Source organism: Drouetiella sp., from assembly GCF_059504425.1.
Genome location: NZ_JCACIN010000108.1, coordinates 1 through 12,162, shown reverse-complemented (window position 1 = coordinate 12,162; position 12,162 = coordinate 1). Strand labels below are relative to the sequence as shown.

The 12,162-nt window shown below is 50.0% G+C and carries 10 protein-coding genes; 5 read left to right on the top strand and 5 right to left on the bottom strand.

Features of this window, described 5'->3' with window-relative positions; genetic code table 11:
• A partial coding sequence (locus AC5JMP_RS24190; RefSeq protein ID WP_495854060.1) for an Ig-like domain-containing protein occupies positions 1–3,399 on the top strand: 3,399 nt, incomplete at its 5' end.
• 651 nt (positions 3,400–4,050) lie between these two features.
• Here AC5JMP_RS24190 and AC5JMP_RS24185 read toward each other — a convergent pair.
• Together AC5JMP_RS24185 and AC5JMP_RS24180 are read right to left on the bottom strand one after the other, a co-directional pair.
• The gene (locus AC5JMP_RS24185) at positions 4,051–4,572 is read right to left on the bottom strand and encodes a DUF2231 domain-containing protein (protein WP_495854062.1); all 522 of its coding nucleotides are present in this window, start codon (positions 4,570–4,572) and stop codon (positions 4,051–4,053) included.
• Positions 4,573–4,765: 193 nt separating this feature from the next.
• A complete protein-coding gene (locus AC5JMP_RS24180) occupies positions 4,766–5,485 on the bottom strand; it encodes an LmeA family phospholipid-binding protein (RefSeq protein WP_495854059.1) in 720 nt (239 codons plus the stop codon).
• A gap of 361 nt (positions 5,486–5,846) precedes the next feature.
• On the opposite strand from AC5JMP_RS24180, the gene AC5JMP_RS24175 reads away from it, so the two are divergent.
• From AC5JMP_RS24175 to cobA, 3 genes are all read left to right on the top strand, one after another.
• On the top strand, positions 5,847–6,065 hold the full coding sequence (locus AC5JMP_RS24175; RefSeq protein WP_495854058.1) for a hypervirulence associated TUDOR domain-containing protein: 219 nt from the start codon (positions 5,847–5,849) through the stop codon (positions 6,063–6,065).
• 80 nt (positions 6,066–6,145) lie between these two features.
• The gene (locus AC5JMP_RS24170; protein ID WP_495854057.1) at positions 6,146–6,985 is read left to right on the top strand and encodes a sirohydrochlorin chelatase; all 840 of its coding nucleotides are present in this window, start codon (positions 6,146–6,148) and stop codon (positions 6,983–6,985) included.
• A gap of 38 nt (positions 6,986–7,023) precedes the next feature.
• Positions 7,024–7,788 carry a uroporphyrinogen-III C-methyltransferase gene (cobA, locus tag AC5JMP_RS24165; RefSeq protein ID WP_495854056.1) on the top strand — a complete coding sequence of 255 codons (765 nt, stop codon included), beginning with the start codon at positions 7,024–7,026 and terminating at the stop codon, positions 7,786–7,788.
• 19 nt (positions 7,789–7,807) lie between these two features.
• On the opposite strand, the gene AC5JMP_RS24160 is transcribed toward cobA, so the two are convergent.
• From AC5JMP_RS24160 to AC5JMP_RS24150, 3 genes are all read right to left on the bottom strand, one after another.
• Entirely contained in the window at positions 7,808–9,295 is a 1,488-nt protein-coding gene (locus AC5JMP_RS24160) for a glycosyltransferase family 2 protein (RefSeq protein WP_495854055.1), read from the bottom strand.
• Positions 9,192–10,223, bottom strand: a complete 1,032-nt coding sequence (locus AC5JMP_RS24155) for a radical SAM protein (protein ID WP_495854054.1) — start codon at positions 10,221–10,223, stop codon at positions 9,192–9,194. Before AC5JMP_RS24155 ends, AC5JMP_RS24160 begins: the two co-directional genes overlap by 104 nt.
• Before the next feature lie 95 nt (positions 10,224–10,318).
• Positions 10,319–10,483, bottom strand: a complete 165-nt coding sequence (locus tag AC5JMP_RS24150) for a hypothetical protein (RefSeq protein ID WP_495854053.1) — start codon at positions 10,481–10,483, stop codon at positions 10,319–10,321.
• 24 nt (positions 10,484–10,507) lie between these two features.
• On the opposite strand from AC5JMP_RS24150, the gene AC5JMP_RS24145 reads away from it, so the two are divergent.
• Positions 10,508–11,746, top strand: coding sequence for an LL-diaminopimelate aminotransferase (locus AC5JMP_RS24145; protein ID WP_495854052.1), 1,239 nt, complete (start codon positions 10,508–10,510; stop codon positions 11,744–11,746).
• Positions 11,747–12,162: the final 416 nt, after the last annotated feature.

The following is a 12,162-nucleotide window of genomic DNA, read 5'->3' as shown; positions in this document are numbered from 1 at the left end:
ATCGACACTGCCTTGCCTGCCGCTCCTGTTGTAGCTGCCATTACCGACGACAGCGGTGCGCCCAACGACTTTATCACCCAAGATAATACGCTTATCCTCGATGGCACGGCCGAAGCCAACAGCGCCATTCAAGTTTTTCTTGATGGAGGGGCGATTGGTACGGCTACGGCTGATGCCACTGGAAACTGGTCGTTTGATTACACCTCAACCCCCTTAGCCGACGGCAGCTATGCCTTCACCGCCACCGCCACCGATGCTACAGGCAACACTAGCGTGGCTTCTGCGGCACTGAATGCCACAATTGACACACTGGCTCCTGGTGAGGCGATCGTGAGCGGTATCAGCACGGATGCAGGTGTGGCGGATGACGGCATTACCAATGACAACACCCTGATCCTCAACGGTACAGCCGAAGCCAACAGCCTAATCGAGGTCTTTCGAGACAGTACATCCATTGGCACTACTATCACTGACGCGACAGGCAAATGGTCATTTGACTACACAGGCACGCTTCTGACAGATGGCACTTATGCTTTTACCACGACAACTACGGATGTTGCTGGCAATGTCAGCCCGATCAGTACCGTCTTTGATGTCACGATCGACACGGTTGTTCCTGTGGCTCCCACTATTATCGATATCACGACCGACAGCGACATACCTGGAGACGGCATTACCAATGACAACACCCTAATTTTGGGCGGTACTGCTGAAGCCAATAGTCAGGTGGAAGTCTTTCAAGATGGAGTGTCCATGGGCACCACAATTGCTGATGGCGCTGGAGACTGGCTATTCGACCACACCAGTACGCCTTTAGCCGACGGTACCTATAGTTTCACCAGCAAAACCATGGATGCGGCTGGCAATATCAGCGCGGCTTCTACGGCATTCCTCATCAAAGTTGATGCAGCCGCCCCAGCTGCCCCTGTGGTAACGGCTATTACCGATGACACAGGCACTCCCGGAGATCGGATTACGAACGATAACCGACTTATCATCAGTGGAACAGCTGAGGCTAATACGACCGTTCGAGTCTACCGCAATAGTTTTTCTCTGGGCACAACCACAGCCGATGTCAGTGGCAACTGGGCGTTTGACTACACTACCATTCCCTTGGCTGATGGCTCTCATGACCTCACCGCCACTGCCACCGACACAGCAGGAAATATCAGTCTGGATTCTGCTGCGTTTACCATTACTGTCGATACGACTCCACCCGCTTCACCTGTGATTGTCAGCCTTAGCGCCGATAGTGGCATTTCTGGCGATCGCATCACCAACGACAATACGCTCATCCTGAACGGTACTGCCGAAGCCGATAGCACCATTACGATTTTCCAAGGCAGCATTGCTATAGGCACTGCCCCAACCGACGCTAGCGGCAGTTGGGCATTTGACTACACAGGCACGGTGTTAGCCGACGGTGCCTATAGTTTTACTGCGACAACAGCCGATTCAGTGGGCAATGTCAGCGTCTTCTCTACTGCCTTTGATGTCGAGATTGACACAACACCCCCCAGCTCTCCCATTATTTCTGGGTTTGATACCGATAGCGGCATAATAGGCGATGGTATTACCCGTGACAACACCCTATTATTCAGTGGAACAGCCGTTGCTAACAGTACGATCGCCATTCTTCAAGGTGGCACAGCTATCGGCACAACCACAGCAGATGGAGCTGGAGACTGGCTATTTGATTACGCCAGCACCCCCTTGGCAGACGGCATCTATGGTTTCACGGCAACGACCCTGGATGTGGCTGGCAATGTGGCTAGCAGTCCGGCACTGACAGTAGAAATTGACACGACATTGCCCACGATCGCCTTAAGTTCACCTGCACCCGCCGATGTCAACGCGCCTTTCACGGTCACAGCGACCTTCAGCCAGGGGGTAACAGATTTTACGGCAGCAGATCTGGCGATCGGCAACGGTAGCGTCAGCAACTTTACCCCTGTTTCTAATACCACCTATACCTTTACGGTGACTCCGGCAGGCAATGGAGGTATCACGGTCGATGTGGGAGCCGGAGCCGCTCAAGACATTGCAGGGAATGATAATACTGCTGCTGCTCAGCTTAGCCGCACTTTTGATAGCACACCGCCTACAGCGCCTGTCACGTCTTTGGCGATTAGCAGCGATACCGGATTCTCGAACAGCGATGGTATTACGAAGAACAATGCTCCTACCGTCATGGGTACCGGAGAAGCAGGCAGCACGATCGAAATCTTTACTGGAACAGTCTCTTTAGGTACCACTCAAGTAGATAGTTTAGGCAACTGGAGCTTTACACCCAAAACTCCGTTGGCAGACGGCAGCTATAAGCTCAGCGTTAAAGCAACGGATAAGGCTGGGAATGTTAGCCCAACTTCTGGCGACTTGAATCTACAGATTGATACTAAACCTGCTACTAGCTTAGTGCTAAGCGTCAGCCCGGATGCCCGCGATAGCACGATCGATCCATTGGTCGGTACCCTGACTTTACGCTTTAGTGAAGCCGTTGCTAATTTTGACCTCAGCGACCTGAAATTTAGTCGTGACGGAAGTTCTATTCCTCTGACTGGAGCTACGCTGACGACTCTCGATAACATCACTTGGACATTGGGTAATTTGCAGCCTCTGACTGTATCGGACGGCAAATACAGCCTCTTACTCACTTCCAGCAATATCATCGACATAGCGGGTAATACTCTGACATCTGACACCGACACTGGCTGGATTAAGGGCAAAACTGGCATCGCGCTACCCGTGATTCAATTTAAGGGCGGCAAGCTTGGTCTGCGACACAAAGGCTCCAAGCGATCGGAGACTATCAAAGGCAGCTATGACAACGATGTTCTTCGGGGCGGAGATGGCAACGATCGTATCTTCAGTGGCTACGGTGCCGCGAAGTTTGGGCGAGATATTTTAGACGGTGGCGCAGGAAATGATCAGCTCTATTCTGGCGCAGGTCGAGATATCCTGAATGGCGGCAGCGGCGATGATGCCCTGTACGCTGGAAAAGATAATGATCAGCTATCGGGCGGTATAGGCAACGATCGTCTGCTAGGTCAAGGAGGTGACGATGTGTTGGTGGGTGGCGCGGGTACTGATACCCTAGTGGGCGGTGCTGGCAAGGATACTTTCGTCTTCAATAGCGTGGCAGATGGCACAGATCTAATCACTGATTTTGAGAGTAGCGATCGCATTGATCTAAGAAAAATCTTTGCCCAGCCTGCTTTTGCAGGTGGCACACCGTTTGCGCGCTTCCATCAGTTCACGAAACTGGTACAGGTTGGCAGCAGTACAGAAGTGCAAGTTGATGCAGACGGCAGTGGTAAAGGTGATCAGTTTGCGACGCTGGTGACATTGCAAAACAAGTCTATGGATACCATCAGCTCTACACAGTTTGTCATTATCTGATGTAGCTTTGCCTAACGCAGCTCTATCTGACATAGACTTCTATTAATACCAATTTAAGACCCAAACAGGGCAGATAATTTTTGAGAGCCGCGCAGTGCGCGGCTCTCAAAAATTATCTGCCGCCTCATCAATTTAAATTGGTATAAGTTCTTTATAAAGCCTCTAAAATGCTGGACATAGCACAGCATTTTAGAGGCTTTATAGCATTTTTAAAGGATAGGGCGATCGCAAAAAATAAGTGCCGTTACAACGATCATCATATTGCTTGAGCAATCAGTTCATCAAAACTTCAAGATAGAATGAACGATTTCTTCATCGAATCTGTGATTAGCTAAAAGTATGAGCCTTCTGGTGCCTATCGTTGTTCGTAAGAATTAGAGTTTTATGAAAGGGAACACTGTTTTTCTCATCGCCTTTGTTGCTGGTGTAGTACTACTTGTGGGGCATGCTCAATCTCGATTTGATACCTGCAAGCAACAGCGTCAAAAAACGATCGAGTGCGTATTTGAATTTGAATAATTTTTGTGAGCAGAGTGTCAACCTCTCATATCAGACCTGCTTTTTAGAATTGATTTATGTTTATCGATGCTCACGTTTACAAAAAAGGAGGCAGATTAATTGCCCCCTTTCTTGTAATGCTATCTTTTGCTCCTAAGCCTCTCGGCGATCGCTATAGCCAATAACTGCCACCTTATGGCGATAAACTAATTCTGCTCCATACCATCCTGTAATTCCTAGTAGAGATGCCACAATTAAAGAGAGAACTAAGCCAATAGGAACTATTGCATCAGCTGGATCATTCCAACGCAGCAGCCAATTGATCAAAGTTAAAGTTAAGGCAGCAACATTACCGATCATATGCGCCCAACCTGCACGCCGTTTGCGAACGCGATCGATTTTTACAAAATCTAGCATTCCAGAGAGAGCAGCTACAAGACCGCTAACAAACCCTGACCCAAGCAACCAAAGCGATGCTCTTGCCCAAAAAGCGTCTGCTGTTAACCAATAGCCTAAATCCGTACCCAAAGCTCCCACTAAAAATGCAAGCGGGAAAGTAACAATTAGGGGATGGAGGGGATGACCTGCAACTGCAACAGTGCTGGGAATGCCGCTATCTCGATATTCCTCTTCGTTACTCTCAATCAACGGTGGTATGTTAGGAGTCTGTGTCATGGTCTTGCCCCAGATATTAAGTTGACTGAATTCTCCAAGAAACAGAGAATTTCTACATCTCTCCCAAGGGGTAATCGCTTGAGAATTATCGAAAAATAGCAGCATATCAAAAATCAAAGAAGAGAATTGATATAGATTTTCTCCTTGATAACTACTGATCCATTTGAGCAAATTTTTTCTTGAAAAGGCAAGCCTAAAGCGCTGGAAACTGATCAATAACCGACGTTGCCTGAATTACTAATTTGCCCTTCCTGACATGCAGTTCTTTAAGCCAAAACGTCACGCCTTGAATATCAAAATTGCGGAACTCTAGCAGCTCCATAATTCGTTCAAACAGAGCTTTCGCAAGCACCAAAGAAAGACCTTGACCTTCTGCAGAAAGAATTTCTAGCGCAATCCGCTGTCCATTGTCTTGAAGGGAAGGTTTTGCAATCGCTGAGAAGCTTATCTTCTCTGAAGAATTCTGCTGAAAAAGATCAGCTTTGATAGATAAAGCATTATCATCCAACAAACTTACTTGGACTTGTTGAATATCGATCGCCCTTGATTCTCCATCTATGTGTATCTCTACATTTTGCATTCTGCTATGCAAGTACTCTGATGCTAGTGCACGATTTAGATCAGTTTCTGTCAGGACGAGTTGAGCTTGGGCATCTGTAGATTGTGTCAACTCAACTTTGCCAAATGCTAGGCTAATCGGGTTTATCTCAACGCTACTTGTGCTTACCTCCACCGATTCCATGCGCAGGTCTTGCTTCATCACTAGACCCGCACCCGAAATAGCCACAGAGTCAACTTTACCCTGAACTAATTTAGCTGGATCAGTCCGGATCACTACATCTAGCTTCTCTGCTTCATCAAGTTGGCTATTGATGCCTAACTCTACAACTTTGCCTAGCGCTTTTTCTCCCAAGTCGGGCTTATCTTCTGTCATCTAAAATGTCTCAGTTAGAGTCAAGGAATGAAGTTCAAAAGCTCCTTATCTGTGCAAACACAGACTTTTATAGGATGTCTTTCTCTTACGTTAACGATCGCCCTCCACTTTTCCCTCTAGCTAAAGCTGTATTCAACAGGGCTTACTATTTGAATTAGAGAGTATGTAGCGTGATCGTTGTTTCTCAACAAAGGTTATCAACCCTACCTTGAGATAGATAAACTTTAGGATTAAATGTGGCTGACTAATAATTGAGCCGAAGTATTCAAGTATTTAAGCCAAAGCTTGCGCTAAATGCTTTGGTAAACAAATTTGAAATGAGCTGAATTTGAGAAAAAATATGACAGAAGAATTTAAGAAGGGCGATCGCGTTGAGTGGGAGACATCGAATGGCAAGACCGTTGGAGAAATCAAGAAGAAGCTGACGCAGCCAACAGACATTAAAAGTCATCATGTTGCTGCCTCTGAAGAAAATCCGCAATATCTTGTAGAGAGTGAAAAGACGGGCAAAGAAGCGGCACACAAGCCTGCATCGCTTGAGAAGTCGGAAGAATCCTGAGTTAGACAAGAATCGCTGCTTTATACTTAGCAGAGCTTAAGAAGTTAGAGAATAGGAAGAAGCTTGATTCTTGTAAATCAATGATTCATACCTCTGGATGGCACTTAAAAGAAATGGCATTGACACATTTTCCTTCAGCATATCTTTTAGTGTCTCATGGCAGCCGCGATCCGCGACCTCAAGTTGAGATGGCACGTTTGGCAGAGATGGTGGCGCAGCAGCTTTCGCAAAACGACTTGATGAAGGCTGGAGGGCAATTGCCTACAGCCTCGATTGTGGAAGCAGCCGTCTTAGAGCTAGCTTCGCCTCTTCATCAGCAAATTCAGCAGTTTGCCGAGCGTGCCGTTACTCTGGGCTGCCAGCACCTATACATTGTGCCTATTTTTTTGCTGCCAGGAGTACATGTGGTGGAAGATATTCCGGCAGAAGTGGCGATCGCTGAGCAGAAGTTGGAGGGCAAGATCGCGCTTGAAATCTGTCCCTATCTCGGTAGCCATCCCCATTTGCAAGAGTTTTGGCTTGATTTCGCTTCTGGTTTTGGCATTCCTGAGCAAGGACGAGTTTTGCTGGGACATGGAAGCCGCCGCGTGGGTGGAAATCAGGCCATGGAAGCGATCGCAGCTCAGCTAGGGGCTTTACCTGCCTACTGGTCTGTTGCTCCCAGCTTGCCGGATCAGATTCATCTTCTGGTGGGTCAAAGCTGTACTCAAATCGATATTCTGCCGTACTTCCTGTTTGAAGGCGGCATCACTGATGCAATTGCTCAATCTGTTCAAGAACTAGCTCAGCAGTTGCCTAACGTTGATCTACGGTGGACTCCGCCTAGGGGTGCGACGGTAAAGCTAGCTAGCTTTGTGGTTGAGGCGATCGCCAAATCAAATGAAGCCTTCAATACGGTTCGCGAATCTGCTAGGACGTAGCCTATATTAGAAGTCTTCAGTCTATTCCAGAGTTTTACATGCAGCATTTTTTAGGGAAGGTGTACCTGCTGGGGGCAGGACCGGGCGATCCGGGCTTAATGACCGTTAAAGGGAAAACGCTTCTAGAATGCGCCGATGTCGTAATTTATGATGCGCTGGTTAGCCCTCAAATTGTGGCAATGATTAATCCCCATGCAGAGCAGATTCATGCGGGAAAGCGGCGGGGACGACACTCGCTGGTACAAGATGAAACGACTCAGCTTTTGATTGAGAAAGCTCAGACTCATGCGATCGTTGTACGGCTTAAGGGTGGCGATCCGTTTGTCTTCGGGCGGGGAGGTGAAGAAATGGAGGATTTGGTCAGGGCAGGTGTCCCAGTCGAAGTCATTCCAGGCATCACCTCTGGTATTGCTGCTCCTGCCTATGCCGGAATTCCCCTAACCCATCGTGCCCATAGCTCGTCTGTAACCTTTGTAACCGGGCATGAGTCGGCGGGCAAATATCGCCCTGCGGTCAACTGGAAAGCGATCGCCCAAGGTTCTGAAACGATCGTCATCTACATGGGCATCCACAATATGTCCTATATTACTGCCCAGCTCTTGCTGGCAGGGCTGGCGACCAATACGCCGATCGCCTTAGTGCGGTGGGGTACCCGCGCCGATCAGCAGGAATTAGTCGGAACACTGGGCAGTATTCTCCATCAGATCGAAGAGTCAGGCTTTGAGGCTCCGGCGATCGCGGTGATTGGCTCTGTGGTGAGTCTGCATGAAACCCTGTCTGAATGTCGCCCGGTCGTATCCTAGCCGCTCGGAGATAAGGGTGCTAACCCTCGTCTGGCAACACATCTAGCCAGACTTCATTGCTGCCCTGATGCACTGTTTTTACCCATTTCAAGCGTTTTGGACGAATAGACATCCGGGCAGTGGTACTGGCAATCACGGGCATCCAGTGCAGCATATAGAACGCGCCAAACAGCGTGTGGATCAGCGTCATCAATACCGATAGCGGGATGCGTTTGCGGCGACTCTCCTGTCCTACAATCCGGGTACGCCTCATGCCGACAAACATACCCAGCATCGAGAGCGTCACCGTGAGGCTGGTGACAGGCAGCAGCATCGGCGAAGAACTCCGAGCGATCGCCATCACAAAATCTGGCACAGCAGCCGTGGGCAGCGCATACTGCGTCAGCCAAAACAGAAATAGATCGGTAGTTTTGCGCGTTCCCAGACGGTTACGGACAATTAGCCGCCAGTAGTCGAGATAGCGCTGGTAGCCACCCTCTGCCCAGCGATTGCGCTGGTGCCACAGTCCTATGCCCCGCGTCACGCCTTCCTCGCCCACTGCCGGGTGCAGCAGCAAATCAATATCCCACTGATCGAGGTGCAGCCGTAGCGTTAGATCTAGATCATCTGTGATGGTTTCCTCATTCCAGCCGCCGCAACGCTCTAACGCCGATCGCCGGACAAATTGGCCGTTGCCGCGCAATTCACCAATGCCGCCCAGAGCAATCCGCCGCTGCTGAATAAAGCTATCCAGCGCCATCTCGGCTTCCTGTCCGCGTGTCCAGAGATTGGTAGAAGCATTGGCGATCGCCTTTCGCACCTGTACTGCTCCAAGCTGCGATCGCTGGAACATCGGCACCACCTGCCGCAGCAAATTACTGGGCACATGGGCATCGGCATCAAACACAGCAATGATTTCACCCTGCGTTAGGGGCAGCACCTGATTAAGTGCCCCCGACTTGCCGCCACCGGAGCTGGGCAGACGGTGAACAACGTTAAGCTGCTGATATTCTTGAGCCAAACGATCGAGTAGCAGCGCCGTGCGGTCAGTGCTGGCATCGTCAATGATCCAAAAGTCGTAGCGGCTGGTGGGATAATCCAAATTGCAGAGGTCTTGCACCAGCGATCGCACCACTGCCTCCTCGTTCTTTGCGGCAACCATCAGCGAGACATAGGGATAGTCTTCTGGGTCGCCCGACAGCGGATCGATCGGCAGCAGAGAGCGGGCAAAAATCAGCCGCAGCGCATGAATGCCCATGACTGTTGTTAACCCCAGCACGAGCCAATAGCCCCAGGCAAATAGGTGCAGAGCGATCGTGCTGCTCCAGATAGCGGTAAGGGCGATCGCGGCTTTGCGTCTGCGCCCCTCTAGCCCCTGTAGATAAGGGCTGTTATCTATCTCACTTTCTGGATCAGAGAGAAACTCAGACCGGAGTGAGCTGTTTATCGGACTGTTCAGCGGACTGTTTGGAACGTTGCTTAGCGGATCGTTGGATAAATCGCTTTCGCGCCAGGAATTCTCCGGCATAGGTCATTTGATTAAGGAACCAGTATTTGTCTAAACCCTTGAAGAAGCTAGGGATGAGGTAGCACCACACCGTACAGCCTTCGCAGACTGACAGTTTTCCCTGAGATTGGCGGTAGCTCTCTACCACTTCCGATTCGCGGTACATATCGTACAGCTTTCCTTCAATGGCAAGTCCGGCTTGGGCAAAGTGATAGCAGGGCAGCAGCAGCTCATCGTTGGGCGAAATTGCAATTACTGCATCTACCGCTTTGCATCGGGGATTTTGGGTATCGTTGCCACCCGCTTCAATAAATGCAAGGGCAGCCTTATTGTAGCCAACATTCCGATACTGTCTGGCGGAAGCCTCGATCGCCTTTACCAGTTCGGGCGTGGGATTTTTCTTGTTGTTGTAATGCTCGTGAGCCGTAAATGCCGGATTGAGCCAGATCCGTGCGCCCAGCTTCTCACCCAGCTCTGCCACTTCGCCGATGCGGGTAAAATTTTGTGCAGTGACGGTGTGATTCAACACCGGGAATTCGCCCAAGGACTGAGCAATCTCGACGGATTCTACCAGTGTGTCAAAGATTTTTACGCCTCGCGACTGGTCGTGGGTTTCGGCATCGCCCCCATCTAGCGAGAAATTGAGGAAATCCACCAAACCCTGCATCTCTTTTGCCCGCTTAGGGTAAAGAATCGTGTTGGTGGTCATGCTGGTCAAAAATCCCTGACGCTTAGCCTCGGCAAAAATTTTGTCTACGTCCGATCGCAGCAGCGGCTCACCCCCCGTAAAGTCTATGTACTTCACGCCCAAACGTTTGAGGTCGCGCAAGTTGTGCTGAATGGTTTCAAAGCTTGCTTCTTGCTTCGGTTCTAGCGCCCAAATATCGCAAAAGTGGCAACGGGCATTGCAGCGGTAGGTCAGGTAGTAATTAGCAACAAGGGGGGGCATAGGCATCTAGAGAATTGGCATTCGCACTGGGATTTGCACTGGAAACAGTTTACCAACCTGCGATGAGTTTTAATGCGATCGTAAAGAAAAGATGATTAGAGCGGATAGAGATAAACTATGTTACGTCGCCCAGTGTTATGGCTATCGCCAGCTTGCTTGGGACATTGATGGTGGGGCGCTTCGCGCCCCACCATCAATGTCCCCGTCCTAATCGCCTTGGCGTTTGCTATACGTCGCTCATATCGCTCATATCCACTCACGCGAGATTTCTCCGAGATTCCTCCATGGCAACTATTAACGACAACTACCTTAAGCTCAAAGCAGGCTACCTATTTCCCGAAATTGCCCGCCGAGTCAACGCCTTCGCTGCCGCCAACCCAGAGGCAAACATTATTCGTCTCGGCATTGGTGATGTCACCGAGCCTTTGCCAGAAGCCTGCCGGACTGCCATGATCAAAGCCGTTGAGGAGATGGGCGATCGCGCCACCTTCCAGGGCTATGGGCCAGAGCAGGGCTATGCGTGGCTGCGGGAAGCAATCGCCCGTCACGACTTTCAAGCTCGCGGCTGCGATATTGATGCCTCAGAGATTTTCATTTCTGACGGCTCTAAGTGCGACTGCGGCAATATTCTCGATATCTTTGGGGCAAATAATACGATCGCCGTCACCGATCCGGTCTATCCCGTCTATGTCGATACCAATGTTATGGCAGGACATACTGGAGAAGCAAACGATCGCGGCGAATATGGCGGTTTAGTCTATCTCCCTATCTCTGCTGAAAACGGTTTTACGGCAGAAATTCCTAGCCAAAAGGTAGACCTCATCTACCTCTGTTTCCCCAACAATCCTACCGGAGCCACCGCCAGCCGCGCCCATCTGCAAGCTTGGGTAGATTATGCTAAAACCCATGGCTCTATCATCTTCTTTGACGCAGCTTACGAGGCTTTCATCACCAACTCTGACCTGCCCCACTCGATTTATGAAATTGAGGGAGCCAGAGATTGTGCGATCGAGTTTCGCTCTTTCTCTAAGAACGCCGGATTTACGGGTACCCGCTGTGCCCTGACGGTCGTGCCCAAAACGCTAATGGGCAAAGCTGCCGACGGCTCTGAGGTGGAGGTATGGAAACTCTGGAACCGCCGTCAGTCTACTAAGTTTAACGGTGTATCTTACATTGTTCAGCGCGGCGCAGAGGCGGTCTACTCTCCGGCAGGGCAAGCACAAATCAACGCGCTGGTCAGCTTTTATATGGAAAACGCCAGAATTATCCGCGAACAGCTCACTGCCGCCGGATTCCAGGTTTATGGCGGAGTCGATGCGCCCTATGCTTGGGTACAAACGCCTCATGGGTTGACAAGCTGGGACTTTTTCGACAAGTTGCTGCATGGCTGCAACGTGGTTGGTACCCCTGGCTCAGGATTTGGTGCTGCCGGGGAAGGCTATTTCCGCATTTCGGCATTCAACAGCCGCGCCAATGTCGATGAAGCAATGAAGCGGATCACCTCTAAATTCAAGGCTGACTAAGATTTAGCATAGCCTTTAGAAAAAGTAGAAAAAACGCAGGGGTAGATGTTTGTCTACCCCCACTCAAAGCTGCCCCTACTCAAAGCTGCACAGATGCTGGCTGGCAATCGCCAGCCATACCTGGTTCATCAACATAGACCAAGTTCGCTACTTGGGGGCTATCTTATTCTGGCTTTAATGACAGGAAATAGTAATGACTGCTATTGATGCCATTCTGGAAGAGGGATTTGGGAGCAAGGAAAACTAGCGATCGAAGGCTATTGCAAAGCTTCTCTGCAATAGAAACAAAATTGCCAAATCAAAAAGCGCCCTCCTTTGGGAGAGCGCTTCGAAATCTAACTCAGGAGGTAGACTGACTCGTCTCTAGCCGTTGATGGCAGGAGCAGTGATAGCCACAGGAGCCGCTTCACCCGCAG